The 16772-nt window shown below is 44.8% G+C and carries 16 protein-coding genes; 5 read left to right on the forward strand and 11 right to left on the reverse strand.

Features of this window, described 5'->3' with window-relative positions; all coding sequences use genetic code 11:
• Window positions 1-6: 6 nt before the first annotated feature.
• Window positions 7-1773: a M56 family metallopeptidase gene (locus tag LZG72_RS24725; RefSeq protein WP_233877820.1), complete on the forward strand. Its 1767-nt coding sequence runs from the start codon at window positions 7-9 to the stop codon at window positions 1771-1773.
• A gap of 278 nt (window positions 1774-2051) precedes the next feature.
• Here LZG72_RS24725 and LZG72_RS24730 read toward each other — a convergent pair whose 3' ends face one another.
• From LZG72_RS24730 to LZG72_RS24755, 6 genes are all read right to left on the reverse strand, one after another.
• Window positions 2052-3815, reverse strand: coding sequence for a phospho-sugar mutase (locus tag LZG72_RS24730; protein WP_233877821.1), 1764 nt, complete (start codon window positions 3813-3815; stop codon window positions 2052-2054).
• A 47-nt stretch (window positions 3816-3862) separates the two neighbouring features.
• On the reverse strand, window positions 3863-6553 hold the full coding sequence (locus LZG72_RS24735) for an MGH1-like glycoside hydrolase domain-containing protein (protein ID WP_233877822.1): 2691 nt from the start codon (window positions 6551-6553) through the stop codon (window positions 3863-3865).
• 48 nt (window positions 6554-6601) lie between these two features.
• Window positions 6602-8317: a D-alanine--D-alanine ligase gene (locus LZG72_RS24740; RefSeq protein ID WP_233877823.1), complete on the reverse strand. Its 1716-nt coding sequence runs from the start codon at window positions 8315-8317 to the stop codon at window positions 6602-6604.
• A gap of 157 nt (window positions 8318-8474) precedes the next feature.
• Window positions 8475-8732 (reverse strand): NifU family protein, encoded by a 258-nt coding sequence (locus LZG72_RS24745; protein ID WP_233877824.1) that lies wholly within the window; start codon window positions 8730-8732, stop codon window positions 8475-8477.
• Window positions 8733-8799: 67 nt separating this feature from the next.
• Complete coding sequence (locus LZG72_RS24750; protein WP_233877825.1) at window positions 8800-9906, reverse strand: Mrp/NBP35 family ATP-binding protein; 1107 nt, start codon at window positions 9904-9906, stop codon at window positions 8800-8802.
• Between the two features lie 62 nt (window positions 9907-9968).
• Window positions 9969-10967, reverse strand: coding sequence for a GSCFA domain-containing protein (locus LZG72_RS24755; protein WP_233877826.1), 999 nt, complete (start codon window positions 10965-10967; stop codon window positions 9969-9971).
• A gap of 125 nt (window positions 10968-11092) precedes the next feature.
• Between LZG72_RS24755 and LZG72_RS29515 the strand changes: the two genes are divergently transcribed.
• From LZG72_RS29515 to LZG72_RS24770, 4 genes are read left to right on the forward strand one after another with little or no spacing between them, the layout of a single operon-like run.
• Complete coding sequence (locus LZG72_RS29515; RefSeq protein WP_409017743.1) at window positions 11093-11533, forward strand: DUF6934 family protein; 441 nt, start codon at window positions 11093-11095, stop codon at window positions 11531-11533.
• Window positions 11530-11676, forward strand: coding sequence for a hypothetical protein (locus tag LZG72_RS24760; protein ID WP_233877827.1), 147 nt, complete (start codon window positions 11530-11532; stop codon window positions 11674-11676). Before LZG72_RS29515 ends, LZG72_RS24760 begins: the two co-directional genes overlap by 4 nt.
• Window positions 11677-11686: 10 nt before the next feature.
• Window positions 11687-12523: a family 16 glycosylhydrolase gene (locus LZG72_RS24765; RefSeq protein ID WP_233877828.1), complete on the forward strand. Its 837-nt coding sequence runs from the start codon at window positions 11687-11689 to the stop codon at window positions 12521-12523.
• Window positions 12524-12558: 35 nt separating this feature from the next.
• Complete coding sequence (locus LZG72_RS24770; RefSeq protein ID WP_233877829.1) at window positions 12559-14313, forward strand: DNA polymerase III subunit gamma/tau; 1755 nt, start codon at window positions 12559-12561, stop codon at window positions 14311-14313.
• On the opposite strand, the gene coaE is transcribed toward LZG72_RS24770, so the two are convergent.
• The 5 genes from coaE to LZG72_RS24795 all read right to left on the reverse strand — a co-directional run bounded on the left by coaE (window position 14310) and on the right by LZG72_RS24795 (window position 16706).
• Window positions 14310-14915, reverse strand: coding sequence for a dephospho-CoA kinase (gene coaE, locus LZG72_RS24775; RefSeq protein ID WP_233877830.1), 606 nt, complete (start codon window positions 14913-14915; stop codon window positions 14310-14312). The two genes, LZG72_RS24770 and coaE, sit on opposite strands and share 4 nt — an antisense overlap.
• An 11-nt stretch (window positions 14916-14926) precedes the next feature.
• Window positions 14927-15541 (reverse strand): hypothetical protein, encoded by a 615-nt coding sequence (locus tag LZG72_RS24780; RefSeq protein ID WP_233877831.1) that lies wholly within the window; start codon window positions 15539-15541, stop codon window positions 14927-14929.
• Between the two features lie 83 nt (window positions 15542-15624).
• Window positions 15625-15924 carry a preprotein translocase subunit YajC gene (yajC, locus tag LZG72_RS24785; protein WP_233877832.1) on the reverse strand — a complete coding sequence of 100 codons (300 nt, stop codon included), beginning with the start codon at window positions 15922-15924 and terminating at the stop codon, window positions 15625-15627.
• 30 nt (window positions 15925-15954) lie between these two features.
• A complete protein-coding gene (locus tag LZG72_RS24790; RefSeq protein WP_233877833.1) occupies window positions 15955-16386 on the reverse strand; it encodes a DUF1573 domain-containing protein in 432 nt (143 codons plus the stop codon).
• Between the two features lie 17 nt (window positions 16387-16403).
• On the reverse strand, window positions 16404-16706 hold the full coding sequence (locus tag LZG72_RS24795; RefSeq protein WP_233877834.1) for a YtxH domain-containing protein: 303 nt from the start codon (window positions 16704-16706) through the stop codon (window positions 16404-16406).
• Window positions 16707-16772: the final 66 nt, after the last annotated feature.

Below are 16772 nucleotides of genomic sequence, written 5' to 3' on the forward strand. Positions count from 1 at the left end.
TTACCGATGCTATTTCTGTACCTTTTAAAAGTCAGCTTGCTTCTGGCAGTTTTGACGCTCGGTTATCGCTGGATGGTCCAGTTTGAGACCTTTTCAAAATTCAATCGTGTGCTGCTCTGGCTGAATGTAATCGCAGCCTGGTCATTCCCGGTAATCCCAATGCCCGGCTGGGGGCCGGTTAAAATACAAACGGAGTTTCATCAGACCATCCCGAAAATCGCAGCGGCGGCACCGGCTGTAAAACATCAGATCTCCGCTTACAACCCGGCACCGAATGTAATCAACAGCCAAAATCTGCACACGTTGAATATCAGCGAGATCATGCTGCTCATTTACCTTGCGGGAGTTGCGATTCTGAGCATTTATTTTCTGTTTCAAGTCGGGCGTTTGATTTGGATCCTGGCGGCGTCATCTGTTGAAAAGTCTGATTCCAAGGTCATTTTTGTCAGAAATAAACACATTAAATCACCTTTTTCATTTTTTCGCTGGATTGTCATCAATCCGGAAAATCATACACCCCGGGAACTAAGCCACATTGTTGCGCACGAGACCGGGCATGTACTGCAATGGCACAGCCTGGACCTGATGATTTCAGAAATTCAGCGCATTGCATTATGGTTCAATCCATTTGCCTGGTTTCATCAAAAACTGGTTCAGGCAAATCTCGAATACCTCGCGGACCGGGGTGTTTTGGAAAGTGGTTGTGAGAAAAAACAATATCAGTACAGTTTGCTAAATGCCATATTACAAAGTAACGAACTCCCGATGACGAATTCGTTTGCACAATCGCTACTTAAAAAACGGATTAAAATGATGAACAGAAAACCTTCCCACTATTTCGCGTGGGGCAAATATGCGTTGCTGATTGGCATACTTTATTTTTCGTCGGCATTTGTCGCACCATATACGATAAAAGCGATCCGTTTCACACCTCCCGCGATTCGCCCGGCTATTAGTCAACTTGTCGTACCGGCGGCAGAAGATCAGACTTTAACCCCGTCAAAAGCATTTAAAAAAGAGAAAACCAAAGAAAACCAAAGGCCAATTTCTACAACAAATGCGGCTGGGAACGATCCCGTTAACCGGAATGCCCCGGCACGCAGCAAATGGGTCGTTGAGAAGCCGGGGACACTTTACTGGGCCATTTCACCTCTGGCAAAGTGGGAAGATATTAGTGAAGTAATGACTGAAATTAAGGCTTTCGGGGGAGAAATGACTGTTAATGCGATCGAGTATGATCCTTTGCAGCTATTCATTACAAGTGCCGTTGTGCGAGTCAGGATTACCAACGGTTCGTCTGGACAAAGCGAGGGCGGGCCTGATAAATTTGCGCCGATCAAAGGCGTTTCGGGGTATATTACCAAGGCGGGGGGGCTCAGTATGGGACACCTCCCACCCGATCCGATTCAGACAAATCTTGAAAAAGATTATCAAAAGGCAGTTCAGCTTTCTCATGAAAAAGCCGGCGAATATCAGGAGTATAAATTAACAAAAGTGATCAATGACGGGTCTTACGGTTCAGCGAGCACCTATCTCAAAGAGTCGCTGGATGGAGAAAAAGGGAAGGCTGTTCTGAAAAAAGCCGGAATCGGTAAATCAGCTGAGAATACGCTGCTGGTGGATGCTACCCACAAATTTGCGGAGTTCCAGGTGAATTGGGAGCTCTCTTCATTCAGCGAAGCGAATGCCATTCCATTTGATCAGATCGACCGGGTCACTATCCTCAAAGATCACCGGCGAGCGAAAGAATATGTGATTATTTATACAAAGTAGAAGTCGCCAACACGATTGAAACCCATAACCACCTACTGCGTTAACAATGCCGAACTGATTTACTAACATTTGCAGAAACTTTACAATAAAATTATTGACTTGACATGGAAACTCTGATATTCCGGCCCGACAGCAAAGAAAAATTGGAAGCATCCGTGAACACAGAATTATCTATCAAGTTAAAGACGAAATCATCAGAATCGATTCATTAAAGGACATTAAACAACGAGGCCGCTCCAAAATTGGGCGGCCTTGTTGTTTAATGTCTAACTCAGATACTATTTCAATTCCAACTCTTCCCCAATCGTTTTCACCTTATCTTTCAAGCTGGCGTAAACATTGTCGAAATCTTCATTCTTCTCTAATGTAGCCCGAACTCCCACATAGAATTTAATTTTCGGCTCGGTTCCGGATGGACGGCAGGTAAATTTGGTACCGTCTTCAGTGAAGAACTGCAATACATTAGACGGTTCGATACCCATTTTACCGGATGGAATGGAATGCGAAGTTCCACTCGTGAAATCGACTGTGGTTAATGCTTTATAATCGTCCATTCTGATCACCGGCGAGCCTGCGATAGTTTTCGGAGGGTTTGCACGGAAATCCGCCATCATCTGCTGGATTTCGTCAGCGCCCGTTTTTCCTTTTTTAGTCAAAGAAATAAGGCCCTCATAATAGAAACCAAACTGTTTGTAGATTTCCATTAACATATCAAAAAGGCTCAATCCTTTGTCTTTGGCATACGCGGTCAGCTCGGCGATCATGGCGCAGGATGCAATCGCATCTTTATCACGAACTGCGTCACCGATCAAATACCCGTAGCTTTCCTCGCCTCCGCCGATAAATTGTTCCAAGCCTTCTTTTTCCCTGATTACCTGTGCGATATATTTAAAACCGGTCAACGTATTGTAGCACTTTACATCATAAGCCGCCGCCATTTTATCGATCAGGTCGGTGGTTACGATGGTTTTGCAGACGAATTGTGTACCTGTGAGTTTGCCGGCATCTTTCCACGCATTCAGCAAATAGTAGATGAGCACGCTGGCAGTCTGGTTTCCATTCAAAAGCTGAATTTCTCCGTGATGATTTTTCACGGCGATCCCCACACGGTCTGCATCCGGATCTGTTCCGAGAACTAAATCAGCGTCAATTTCTTTCGCTTTTTCGACCGCTTTGGACATTGCCTCCGTTTCCTCGGGATTTGGATAAACCACCGTGGGAAACTGTCCGTTCCCATTTGGCTCGGCCTGCTCCGCGATGACCGTCACTGACTCGAAACCCATTTTGCCTAACAATTGCGGAACCAATGTAACTCCCGTTCCGTGCAATGGCGTATAAACGATTTTAAGGTTTTTCTGACGTGCCAATGCATCTTTTGAAATGGAAAGCGACAGAATGTGATCCATGTATTTTTCATCTACCTCGGTACCGATTTTCGTGATTTTCGATGCATCTCCGTCGAATTTCACGTCATCAATCGATTGAATCGCATTAACCTCGTTGATGATATTGGTATCGTGAGGCGCAACCACCTGCGAACCGTCGTCCCAGTAGGCTTTATAGCCATTATACTCTTTTGGATTATGCGAAGCAGTTACTACTACCCCACTTTTACAACCTAATAATCGGATTGCAAATGATAGCTCGGGCGTCGGGCGGAGCGCCTCGAAAAGGTAAACGCTTATTCCATTGGCTGAAAAAATATCGGCGATAATTTTGGCAAATTCGTCTGACTTAATGCGGCTATCGTACGCGATCGCCACTTTTTTCTCTTCATTTGGAAATGCCTTGTTGAGGTAATTGGCAAGTCCCTGGGTAGCAGTACCCACGGTGTAGCGGTTCATGCGGTTGGATCCGATCCCGATCAATCCGCGTAAGCCACCTGTACCAAATTCCAGGTCTTTATAAAATGCATCCGTCAATTCCGTGTCATTCCCTTCATCAATTAATTGCTGAATGGATTGTTTTGTATCGATATCATAATCACCGCTGAGCCAGCTACTAACCTTGGCCATTACAGTTGGATCCAATTTTGCAGTCATAAATAGTATAGAATTGATATAAAAATTTATTGAAATATACGCCGGAATTATTTGATTATTTCCAGCTCCTCTTTCTCGACTTGTGAAAACGTTTCTTTAGCGGTTTTGTGAATCAGTTCTGCGACAAGCCCGGTCCAGCCAGTCTGGTGACTTGCACCGCAGCCGCGGCCATTATCTCCGTGAAAATATTCATAGAAAAGGACGTGCTCGTTGAAGTTCTCATCCTTCTGCATTTTTTCATCGTGCCCGTAAACAGCCCGGTTTCCTTCGGTATCTTTTTTGAAAATATCGATCAACCGGCATGCAATTGCCATGGCTGCATCTTTAATCGTCGCCAGATTCCCCGAATTAGTCGGATATTCCACCATGAAATCTTCGCCATAATAGGCGTGGAATTTCATTAAGGAGTCAAAAATGAGGTAGTTCAATGGAAACCAGATCGGGCCGCGCCAGTTGGAATTCCCACCCATGATATCCGTAAGTGCCTCAGCCGGAGTATAATCCACCTGCAACACTTCTCCATTTATGAAAAATTTATAGGGATTTTCCTCGTGATATTTTGATAAAGCGCGAATGCCAAAATCGGATAAAAATTCTGTCTCATCCAACATCCGCTTTAAAATCATCTTCATCCGGTGGCCGCGCAGAATGGATAACAAGCGATTTTCACCTTTACCCGACTCAAACCAACGCGATATCAATCTTGCGAGATCGGGCCTGTTCGCCAAAACCCATTCAACCCTGCGCTTGAAAACCGGCAGTTTATCAAGGTTCTGAGGATCAAGGATTTCGACCGCAAATAAAGGGATCAACCCTACGATCGAGCGCACTTTCAATAAGATGCTTTGTCCGTTCGGAATGTGGATCACATCGTAGTAAAACTGATCTTCTTCATCCCAGAGACTAATCGACGAATTCTTGCCGCCAATCGATTCCATAGCACCGGCGATATGCAGAAAGTGTTCGAAAAACTTGGACGCCATGTCCTGGTAAACCGGATGTACCAATGCAATTTCAACCGAAATACGCAGCATATTAAGCGTATACATCGCCATCCAGCCCGTCGCATCCGCCTGTTGCAGTTTTCCGCCAAAAGGCATCGGAGTCGAACGGTCGAAGACGCCAATATTATCCAGTCCTAAAAACCCGCCACTGAATATGTTATTGCCGGTATCGTCTTTCTGATTGACCCACCACGTGAAATTGAGCAGCAGTTTATGAAAGATCTTTTCAAGAAACTCAATATCCCCAACCCCATTATTCTGCTCACGATCAATCTCGTATACTTTCCAGGTTGCCCAGCCGTGAACAGGCGGGTTTACGTCAGAGAAATTCCATTCATAAGCCGGGATTTGCCCGTTGGGATGCATATAGTATTCACGGAGCAATATTTCAAGTTGCCTTTTTGCAAAATCCGCATCGACCCTTGCCAGCGGCACGCAATGGAAAGCAAGGTCCCAGGCCGCAAACCACGGATACTCCCATTTATCCGGCATTGAAATGATATTGGCCGCATATAAATGTTTCCATCCAGAATTCCGGCCCCATTTCCGGCCCTGGTTAGGCCCGGGCTGCGCCGGATCGCCTTTCAGCCATTCGTAGACATTGTAGTAATAAAATTGCTTGCTCCAAAGCATTCCGGCATACGCCTGTCGCTGGATAGAACGCAGATCCGCATCGGAAACATCGCGTTGGAGATCGTCGTAAAATTCATCGGCTTCCCGTATACGTTTGTTAAAAAGATCTTCGAAACCGCCAAACGGTTCTGAAATACTGTGATTTACAAATCGCAATCGGAAAACGGCACTTTCACCGGCCTTAATGGTTTTGGTACAACGCGCCGAAGCTTTCGTGCCGATGTGGTTCGGGTTTACGGTATTCGACTTTCCGTTACTGACGATAAAGTCATTAATGCCGTCTTTTGGATAAGCCGTGTTGTTCGCAGTACCATAAAGCTTCTTAAAATTCGTCTCGTTTTCACAAAACAAAAGCTCATCCGCATTATCCAGATACAGGTTATATTTCCCGTGTTTCCTATGGGTTACCTCAATCAAACGGTTTGAAATCCCGTTCATAATGGGCTTGTAATTGAAGGCCTCATATCCCCACGACCACGTATTTCGAAACATGATCGTGGGCAGGACAGTGATCGGCGCATCGTTCGGACCGCGGTTAAAAACGGTTACTTTCATCAGGATATCTTCCTCGTCATTCTTTGAATGCTCGATGAAAATATCAAAGTATTCGTCCGTTTCGAATATCCCGGTGTCCATGATCTCATACTCCGGATCCTCCTTTCCTCTGCGGCCATTCTCCTGACGTATTTTTTCGTATGGAAAAGGTTGCTGGGGATACTTGTAGAGCATTTTAGTGTACGAATGCGTGGGCGTACTATCCAGATAATAGTACATTTCCTTCACATCCTCGCCGTGATTGGACTCCCGGTTGGTAAGTCCAAAGATCCTTTCTTTCAGTATCTTATCTTTATGGTTCCAAAATCCGAACGAAAGGCAAATGTGCTGCTTGTTGTCTGAAAAACCTCCGATACCATCTTCTCCCCATCGGTAGGCTTTCGAGAGCGCCATTTCGTGCGTAATGTAGTTCCAGGCATCTCCATTTCCGCTGTAATCCTCACGTACCGTTCCCCACTGGCGTTCAGACAAATATGGCCCCCATTTCTTCCATCCTTTATTGTCCTTCTGCAAGCTTAACCTTACTTTCTCAGCTCCGTTTGCCATCCAAATATCTTTTTAATAGGAATGATTTTCAATTACAATCTACGCAATTTATGAGGGAATTGCCATGGATGCGACGTCGGCATGTACACTGACCTGATAGTTCACATCTCCTGCATAAAATGCGGTCAGAGACCTGGCTTTTTCAGAAGTTTCTGTCAAAAGCGGATGTCTTGGGGAATGCAATAATGCTTCCACATCGGCGACATACTCTTTGAACATCAATGGATTAGTAAGTTTGTAAAATTTACCGTCGCCGGCATGGAGAACAGGGACAGGTGTGGTTTTACCTTCCGCATTCATCCGCGCATATTTCAGTCGTGCGGCGGAATATTCTTCATCTGTCGTGCCAAAAACAATTCGTTCCGTCGGCTTAACTACTGCATTATTTGAGGTTATTTTACCGTCCAGTTTTTCCAAAAGGCTTCTCAACTGCCAGGTAAGCTTCCCGGTCCTGATCCGTTCCCTGATCGATTGTCTCACGAGGTAGGTCAGCGCCTGCGTAACATTCAGACCGATCTCCGCCATTTGTTTGAAGATGAATGAAGTTGGCGACATACCCGGAATGGTATTAGGATCATGAAGTACAATAGTACCTTCCGGCGTGAGGAAACCATCGATGCGGACACAGACATTGATTCCCAGTTGCTGGAAAACTTCTGCAATCACCGTCTGGATCTCCTGGTTTTTTTCAAGCGTTGTGTCAACAGGAATGCGTTTGCGGCTTGCGCCAGGCTTATATTTTGCATTAAAATCAAAAACCTGAACCATTTTAATGACTTCACTCGGAGGCAACGCAAGCGGCTTTCCATCGTCAAACTGAATGCAGCCGCAGGAAAATTCCTGACCTTCTACAAACTCTTCGATCAAAACCTGATCCTCGGCATTGGAACTGCTTAGAAATGCATGTTCATTTCCCTCTGCAAAATAAGTGTCCAGTGAGGCGATCAAATCGGAAGGATGAAATATCGTTTCTCCCGAAAAAACGACCGGGAAACCGATGCCTTCGTCCAGGTTAGCCATTTTCTGCCCCCAGGCCTGTTTTTCAGCGCTACCAAACAAACGCCAGGTTTCCGCGTCTAACTCAATCTGAAAAAAGCATTGATTTACCGCAGATACAAATTCTTCCAGCACATCTTCCTTCACGATAGCCACACCGATCGACGATCCCTGATGCGGCGCTTTTATAACCAGCGGAAGTCCAAGGTGTTTTTTAAGTACCTGAAAAAGAATCGGATACTCTTCCGGAATCCATTGGCTGTATTTTAAAGTCCAGCTTTTCTTTTCCTGTCGGTTGACGAGCGCGATCATTTCATTTTGCAGGATTTTATCAATTCCCACCGCCGAACCCATCAGTCCCGGGCCGCTGTAAGGAATTTTGTACCATTCCAGCAAACCCTGGATCGCGCCATCCTCGCAATCGGGGCCGTGCATGGCAAGAAACGCAAATTCGAAATGATCCTTGAATTCTGACGGCGCGATCTCCAATCCGACTTCTTCGGAAACCGGTGCATTCGCCAGTTCCGGATGAGATTCAATATACGTCTTAAAGCCTTCTTTTTGAATGTTCTGGGCAGGGTAAAACTCGCGTATTTCTGATAAATACATCCGTTCTTTTTTGAGGAGTATGAACCTTCCAAAGCTGTCTACAAAGATCGGAATGGGTTCAAAAAGTGATTTATCCAAGTATTCAAATGCGGTTTTACCACCTGCAAATGAAATTTCCCGCTCACGGGAAGGGCCTCCAAAAAAAATTCCGATACGCATAGTAAAGTCCGTCGTAATGCATTTAAATCTCTGTTGCAATATAAGTCAGTAATCGGGAGTAATCAATTTCTACCTCGAAAGCCGGAGATTTTTAACAAAAAAAAGCGGCCCTCCGAAGAGAACCGCTTTATCTGTAAAAGGCTGCTATTATTAAGTGCTACGCGAGCTCCGGGACGTTTACGGAAACTACTTTCGAGACGTATGGCACCGCTTTTCTTATTGATTCTTCAAGTCCCGCGCGAAAAGTCATTGCGCTCATCGGGCAGCTCTGACACGATCCTTGCAATTCAAGTTTAACGATCATGTCATCCGTTAATTCCACAAACCTCACATCACCACCGTCCGCATGTAAATACGGGCGCACTGTTTCGAGCGCCTGCTCGATAAGTTCAATCGTTTTTTCTTTTGAATCCATTGTTACAAAAATCTATATGCTAAGATGCACGATATTATTCAAAAAATCAAATTGTAATCCCTCCATGCTACACCTGGATTTCAACCGGGACAGTCTTATCCTTCGTGGCATTTCGGATGGCTACCTGCTGGGCGAGTGATTCGGCAGCATCCCGGAAAGCATCGTTCACGATCGGATTGGTATCCATTACGGCCGGCCGGCCTTCATCCCCTGCCTCCCTGATACCCTGTATCAATGGGATCTGACCTAGGAGCGGAACGTCAAATTTATCTGCGAGAGATTGACCCCCACCTTTCCCAAATATAAAATACTGATTATCAGTCAATTCTTCCGGTGTAAACCAGGCCATGTTTTCAATGACACCTAAAATCGGGACATTGATCTGAGGCTGCCTGAACATCTGTAAACCTTTAATGGCGTCTGCCAAAGCCACTTTTTGAGGCGTAGTTACGATGACTGCACCCGTTACCGGCACTGTTTGTACCAATGTAAGGTGGATATCGCTCGTTCCCGGAGGAAGGTCAATGAGAAGATAATCCAGGTCGCCCCAATCCGTATCTCCGAAAAATTGCTTCAACGCCTGACTCGCCATCGGCCCCCGCCAAACCACTGCACTATCGGGCGGTGTCAGAAACCCAATGGAGATCATTTTGATCCCGTACTGACGGATCGGGTTAATGTAATTCTTACCGTCTTTTGGCGTAATGGTCGGCTGCATATTTTCCGCACCGAACATGACCGGAATTGAAGGCCCGGAGATATCCGCGTCGATAATCCCGACTTTCGCACCGGAACGATGCAAAGCCATTGCGAGGTTCGCCGTGACCGTCGACTTCCCTACTCCGCCTTTACCAGATGAAATCGCTATCACATTTTTAACTCCCGGAATCAACGGACCTGTTAGCCGCGTAGAAGTCACATTCGCCGTAAGCTTTATAATTACCTCAACATCAGGACTTAAATGTTCGTGAATCGCATTTTCACAATTTCGTTTTATTAATTCTTTGAGTGGACATGCCGGCGTCGTCAACACCACTGTAAACCGTACCTGATTTACTCCAATCTCGATATCCTGGATCATTCCGAGGGTCACGAGGTCTTTCTTAAGATCCGGCTCTTCGACGGTGCTTAATGCCTGTAATACTTTTTCTTTATTGATTGTAAATTCTCCCATTGTACTGGTTAGAGGACCTTAACTACTATTTTCAACACGAAAGCGTGTCAATGAGTTTGTTATCAACCGGAAAATTCAGCGATCCGGTGTGTTACCTGCGCCAATTCAGCTGATACGTCCACCTGGCGGGAAATTGCATTCAGCTTATCCCTGACATTTTTTAAAAGTTTGAGCTGACTCGGCGTGTGACCATGCTGCGGCCGGTGTTGTATGGACTGCGCGACCTGATCCCATTGTTTCATAAAACCCTGCGCATCTTCATCCAGGTAAGCCCGTGTGAATGCATTGAATATGAATTCCTCCGCAACTTTATTCGGGTGGATCAGATCTTCTTTATAAAACCGGTAATCCCGCAATTCGTCGATCATGATCTCGTATGACGGGAAATATTCGACGGGCTTATATTTCTCTGAAAGCCGGTGACAGACCAGTCGCAAGACCGATTTACTCAACTGATTTAATGGCAATGTATCTTTTGTGTGCCTCACCGGACTTACTGTCAGAACAATGCGTAAGTTTCTGCGAAAGGTCAGCAGCTTCTGAATGAGTTGCTCAAATGGAATTGTGATCTGGTCGGGGTGCAGCAGTTCTCTTACAAAATTTTCACCAGGCATTTTATGACAGTTCCCGATGATCTGATTGGTGCGTTTATGGCGGTAAGCATAGGCAGTTCCAAATGTGATGACCAGCAAATCCGTCTCTGAGAGAAAGGATTGGACAGATTTCATTTTTTCCATTATTGAAGATTCCAGATCCGCTTTTGTTCTAGCCCATTGCGAAGAATGGAAGTCATGATGCAGCCAGATTTGGTCCGGATTTTCAATGTAGAGATCTGCATTGGGTTTCCGCTGCTCGATAACCGAATCCAGTATTTTGCAGATTGCCAGTGGATTAAATGCATTACCAAAGTCATTGTTAGCAACTGAAAATTTATAATGGCCCAGTTGGTCTCCAAGTACATCTGCGAAACAGGAACCGATTGTCAGGATTTTGGAACGATGTGTCAATTTCCAATCTGGTGGCTTGATCTCGACTTCGGTGCTGAACTTGATTTCTTTCATTCATTAAATATTGTGAGGTCATGTAAAATTAGGCAATATCAGCCCGGCAGATAAACGGAAAATTTATTTTCGGGGAAATATTCTAGTTTTAGCCTGAAATATCACACACTTATAATTTCCATTCAGTGAACGAAAAATTTTATCCCTTTGAAGTAGATCCGTCCGACTTTCGTTATGAGTTTTTGAGTGTTAGTGAAATGAAGACGGTAAAGAAGGTTGTTCTAATCACAGAGACTGAAAGGCGTAATGTCCACAACGTAGCCCTGCTCGATGTCCTTGATGATGGATCGCTCTGCGATTTAACGGAAAGCAGAAATAACGATTTACGTATGGTCATGGCTACGGTCATGCAAATAGTGGCAGACTTTCTGAGAAACAATCCTGAATCTTATGTAATTTTCAGAGGCAGTGACCCAAGAAGACATCGACTATACAGCATAATCATTAGTAGAGAGTTGAAAGAGCTAACAAACACTTTTGAAATTTTCGGACTAGTTTCGAGTTTTCCCATCACCTTCGTTCCTGACACAACGTATAATTTCTATCTTGTAAAAAAGAAATCATGAAAGATACAACAAAGAGACCCACTCCAAGAAAACTCACAGGAGACCAAGTGGTTCAGAAAAAACTGGATGAAGCAAATGCAATGTTGCGAAAAATAGATCCTTCCTTTTTTGAAAGTATGCGGCAAAAAAAGACTAATGAATAACGTCTCAGTTATGTTCATCATTTCTCTATCATTCCTTAGCAGTGTGTTTGTCTGTTGTTCAGATTCGACTAAAATCCCCGATACGGCAGATAACACAACTTACGAATTCGCCACCACCCCATCCTGGCAAGACGAATTCAACACTCCTGGCAAACCCGATCCTGCCAAATGGAGCTATGACCTCGGTGATCATGGCTGGGGAAATAATGAGTTGGAAAATTACACGAACAAAATCGAAAATGCCGAAGTTGAGAATGGCAACCTTGTCATTACGGCAATAAAGGAAAAGTCGGGAAAGGCTAATTACAGTTCAGCTAGGTTGGTTTCGAAAGGAAAGGGAGACTTTCTGTACGGCAAATTTGAGATTCGGGCTAAGCTGCCGAAAGGGCTTGGCACCTGGCCGGCGATATGGATGCTTTTCAGCCAAGATAATTACGGTAATAAAGGCTGGCCGGATAATGGCGAGATCGATATTATGGAGCATGTCGGCTTCGATCAGGACCGTGTTCATGGTAACGTTCATACCAAGGCATTTAACCATTCCATCAAGACGAACAAGGGTAATAATGTCACTGTCGTGAAAGCGTCTGAGGATTTCCACATTTACTCCTGCGAATGGACTCCCGATGCTATCTCTATTCTTGTTGACGGGAATGCATACTTCAAATTCACTAAAGAAAAAGCGTATCAATGGCAGGAATGGCCGTTTGACAAACCTTTTCACCTGATTTTAAATATCGCCGTCGGAGGTAACTGGGGCGGACAGAAAGGCGTGGATGACAGCATTTTCCCTCAAAAAATGGAGGTCGATTACGTGCGCGTTTACCCGCTGGCGGAGAAAAAGTAACTTTGAAAATCCAGTGCACGGAAGTATCTTGCACCATGGATCATTTCGTTGTTTCTGCCAGAAAATACCGTCCGGTCACCTTTGATTCGGTCGTGGGGCAATCACACATTACTACCACTTTAAAAAATGCGATCCGTACAAACCACCTCGCGCAGGCCTTCCTTTTCTGCGGTCCCCGGGGTGTCGGAAAAACAACTTGTGCACGGATTTTAGCCAAAACCATTAACTGTCAGAACCTAGGCGACGACGTGGAAGCTTGCGGCGAATGCGAGTCTTGTGTCAGTTTCCAAAACAGCGCATCTTTCAACATTCATGAGCTCGATGCGGCCTCAAATAACTCCGTAGAAGATATACGGAACCTGATCGATCAGGTTCGCTATCCTCCGCAAACGGGGAATTACAAAATATACATTATCGACGAGGTGCATATGCTGTCGCAGGCAGCTTTCAATGCGTTTCTGAAAACACTTGAAGAACCGCCCAGCTACGCAATCTTCATTCTCGCGACGACGGAGAAACATAAAATCCTTCCTACCATCCTGTCGCGATGCCAGATATTTGACTTCAATAGGATCCAGCCGAAAGATATTGCCTACCATTTGGCTGATATCGCTCAGAAAGAAGGCATTGAAACTGAAAAAGAAGCATTAGAACTAATCGGACAAAAAGCGGATGGTGGTTTGCGCGACGCTCTTTCCATGTTCGATTTGAATGTGACGTTTTCAACAGATAACCGGCTTACTTATGAAGCTGTTCTGGAAAATTTGCACATTCTGGATTATGACTATTATTTCAAAATCACCGATGCACTTACCAGCGGCAGCATTGCCCGCGCATTGGTATTGTTTGATGAAATTTTACGAAAAGGCTTTGACGGCCATTTGTTTGTGGTCGGGCTGCTCGAACATTTCAGAAATCTGCTCGTTTGTAAAGATCCTGCGACTGTAACGCTTTTACAGGTATCCGAATCTGCGGAACGGAAATACCAGGAACAGTCTGCATTAGCGGATATGAGTTTTTTGTTGTCTGCTTTGAGCATCGCCGGTCAATGCGATATCAATTACAAATCGGCCCGGAACCAGCGGCTCCACGTCGAACTTTGCCTCATGAAGCTGGCGAACCTGCCGCATATTCTTCAACTTGATTCTCTTGCCGCCGTTGATGAAACGGCAAAAAAAAAAGTTGAGCCTCAACCTTCAAACGGAACGGTAGTTCAAAAACCGGATGAGAATGAGGTAAAAACACAAATTGCAGACACCATTTCGGTTGATGCGCCTGCGCCGGTAGTTCCTCCCATAGGAACATCATCGAAGTTGAAAAGTACCATTTCCCTCACTCCCGCAATTCCTCCCATTCAGGAACTAAAAAAAGCGGCTTCCGACACTGCCGTAGCTGAAACTGCTTTTACAAACCACATCAGAAAAGAAGAGCTTTCTTTGGAAGTCTTGCAAAAGTTTTGGTATGAATTTGCAGAGAAACGAAAGCAATCCGGAAACTCCACCACAGAAGAAATCACGCTCAACAAGGAATTTAAGTTAGCCGGCACGGTCATTGAAATGGCGCTGGACAATACCCACCAGCTCGAAGCCATTCAAAATGCCCGATATGATCTATTGGGTTACCTAAAAAGCAGGATCAATGCCCCGAAGTTGGATATAAATGCTCGGGTAGCGCCTCAGGAAGTAAACAGGCTCCCGTATACTCCGGCAGAAAAATTCAATTATATGGCAGAGAAAAATCCCTACTTGCTGGAATTGAAGCAAGCCCTGGGCCTGGATGTAGATTTTTAATGTGACGCTTTCCCCAAAAATAAATGGTGTAGCTCCATAACCTGCGGGATCAGTGCCGCCGATTCATTATTATTTATAAAAAAATCGCCGGTTTTCCTCCTGGATTCATCTGTTACCTGTCGCTGAATAATGGCCTTGATCTCTTCCTCCGAACGATTGTCGCGCTGCAAAATCCGTTGGATTCTCACTTCAACCGACGCTTCAACCACAATAACGTAATCAAGCGAATTACCATCGCCCGCCCGGTTCATAATGGCCGCTTCCTTGGCGACATATGGCGCATTGTGATTCGCACGAACCCAGTTCTCCGTGTCACGCATCACAACCGGATGAATGATCGCATTGAGTTTTTTGAGCAGGACTTCATCTTTAAAAACAACGGAAGCGACGAAAGTCGTGTCGTAAAGTCCGTCTGCATTGTAAGCTTGCGCACTTAACAATTCCACAACCTTTTCGCGGATTTCCGGATCGTGGTTTGTAAGCCATTTGGCCCGATCGTCGGCATAATATACTGGGATATTCAGGCAGGAAAATAATTGACAAACCACACTTTTGCCAGACCCAATTCCACCAGTGACACCAATTTGGAGAGGTTTTGACATGGAATCAAAAATTACAGAGGAGGAGGTGTCAGATATTGGGCTACTTCAAAACTTATAAAAACGTCTCGATGACTCACCTCAACGAGCGGCGAAGCAGGCAATGGTATCGGCAGGTTCTCGTCGTAATTGTTCTGAATCTTCGGTGTCGGCACCGAAACGCGGATGGTATCCGGGTATGATTTAATCAGTGAAACAGGCCCATCGACCGAGATCAGCGATGGCGAGACATTAACCAAACTGGAAATCACATATCCTTCCCGGATATTGATGCCCGCACTGTCTACCCGGATCGGGATGATTTTTCGGATTTTTGGTTCAAAACTCAATTCAAACGTATCCGAAACCACGTAATTCACGCGCAGGTTGGGGAAAAGTTCGGTAATCTGCGCAGTTAATGCACTCGGGTTGATGACCGTTGCTTCATTTGGGTTTTGAACTTTGTAAACAACGGGGTTTGCATTGAAATTCAGCCATGACTTTTGCAACAAGCTCCATCCATCGCCCGAAACATTGACTGAAATTTGTTTCGGAAGAGGCTGCATAGGAACGTATGCAGCCTGGTCATATTCAACAGAAAGTGGATAATTCAACTTCAATGAGTAATTATCCTTATTGAGCACATTCATTAACCAAAAGAATGAAGCTGCCAGAAAGCATCCCAGGTAAGTTTTGATTCTATTTTGGTTAGGTGGAACGTAACTCACAATTTTTATCCTGCAATCGTACGTGAAATAGCCGATTTATCAACAGTCAATTTAACTCCTTTATCTAATTCAAGTGTAACTGTTGTTTCTTCAACTGTATAAATTCTTGCATGTATCCCTCCGATCGTCACAACCTGATCGCCTTTTTTAAGGTTTCCAAGCAACTCTTTTTGTTCCTTTTGCTTTTTTTGCTGCGGACGGATCATGAAAAAGTAAAAAACGCCAATGATACCTACCCACATAACGACCTGGTAGATCATTGCCTGTGAACCGCCTGCTTCTGCCTGTGCTAAAATGAACTTCATTGTATTGGATAGATTAGTAAATAGAGTTGGTTAATTTTTTACTTCCGGCTTCGGAACTGCATTCACAATTCCCCGGAGCCTCAATTCAGAATACGCCGGTTCGGTATTCGCATAAACGGTGATCGTCTTCACCTGCGGGCCGGATTTGTTTTTAGTGTCAAACCGGACCTTTATGCTCGACGTTTCATTCGGCCCGATCGGTTCTTTGGGCCATTCGGGTGTTGTACAGCCACAGGATGAAGTGATATTGTTCAAAATCAATGGATATTCTCCATTGTTTTTGAATTTAAAATCATGCTCCACAATGGCCCCTTCATTGACGGTACCAAAATCGTAAGACGCACTGTCCAGTAATGTCAGGACAGGCGCCTTTCCGGTAGCTTCCTTATCCCCACTTTTCTCTTCGGACTTTGAACAACCTAAAAAGCTGCTTACAATACCGATTACAATGAAGAGGGACATTTTTTTCATGTAAATCATTAACGTGCCTGACCTTTGATCTGAGCCATGAGTTTATCTACGTCTTCGAGCAGTCTTTCAGCTTTTTCGCGGGCATCATTTACCACACGTTCGCCTTCCGATCTCGAATAATTATCGGGCTGATCTTTTTTATCGACCAGGTCTTCGATTACATCCTGCAATTTTTCTCTGTACTTGGACAATCTGTAAGATAGCTGAGTACGAAGCACTTCGCCTTTGTCCGGGGCATAAAGTATTCCCAATGCCGCGCCTGTGATACAACCGGTCAGGAAGGCTATTAAACTATTACTGGTTTTACTCATGTTTTTCTAGTTTTAGCTGACAATCGTTTCAGCTGATATGATAGCGAATGCTTCCCAAAAATTATT

The sequence above is a fragment of the Dyadobacter sp. CY323 genome, from assembly GCF_021390245.1.
GTDB lineage: Bacteria > Bacteroidota > Bacteroidia > Cytophagales > Spirosomataceae > Dyadobacter.

Coding starts and splice junctions, on each gene's coding strand:
- LZG72_RS24725 (WP_233877820.1), top strand. CDS start 7: ATGCTATTTCTGTACCTTTTAAAAGTCAGCTTGCTTCTGGCAGTTTTG.
- LZG72_RS24730 (WP_233877821.1), bottom strand. CDS start 3,815: ATGACTGCAAAATTGGATCCAACTGTAATGGCCAAGGTTAGTAGCTGG.
- LZG72_RS24735 (WP_233877822.1), bottom strand. CDS start 6,553: ATGGCAAACGGAGCTGAGAAAGTAAGGTTAAGCTTGCAGAAGGACAAT.
- LZG72_RS24740 (WP_233877823.1), bottom strand. CDS start 8,317: ATGCGTATCGGAATTTTTTTTGGAGGCCCTTCCCGTGAGCGGGAAATT.
- LZG72_RS24745 (WP_233877824.1), bottom strand. CDS start 8,732: ATGGATTCAAAAGAAAAAACGATTGAACTTATCGAGCAGGCGCTCGAA.
- LZG72_RS24750 (WP_233877825.1), bottom strand. CDS start 9,906: ATGGGAGAATTTACAATCAATAAAGAAAAAGTATTACAGGCATTAAGC.
- LZG72_RS24755 (WP_233877826.1), bottom strand. CDS start 10,967: ATGAAAGAAATCAAGTTCAGCACCGAAGTCGAGATCAAGCCACCAGAT.
- LZG72_RS24760 (WP_233877827.1), top strand. CDS start 11,530: ATGAAAGATACAACAAAGAGACCCACTCCAAGAAAACTCACAGGAGAC.
- LZG72_RS24765 (WP_233877828.1), top strand. CDS start 11,687: ATGTTCATCATTTCTCTATCATTCCTTAGCAGTGTGTTTGTCTGTTGT.
- LZG72_RS24770 (WP_233877829.1), top strand. CDS start 12,559: ATGGATCATTTCGTTGTTTCTGCCAGAAAATACCGTCCGGTCACCTTT.
- coaE (WP_233877830.1), bottom strand. CDS start 14,915: ATGTCAAAACCTCTCCAAATTGGTGTCACTGGTGGAATTGGGTCTGGC.
- LZG72_RS24780 (WP_233877831.1), bottom strand. CDS start 15,541: ATGAATGTGCTCAATAAGGATAATTACTCATTGAAGTTGAATTATCCA.
- yajC (WP_233877832.1), bottom strand. CDS start 15,924: ATGAAGTTCATTTTAGCACAGGCAGAAGCAGGCGGTTCACAGGCAATG.
- LZG72_RS24790 (WP_233877833.1), bottom strand. CDS start 16,386: ATGTCCCTCTTCATTGTAATCGGTATTGTAAGCAGCTTTTTAGGTTGT.
- LZG72_RS24795 (WP_233877834.1), bottom strand. CDS start 16,706: ATGAGTAAAACCAGTAATAGTTTAATAGCCTTCCTGACCGGTTGTATC.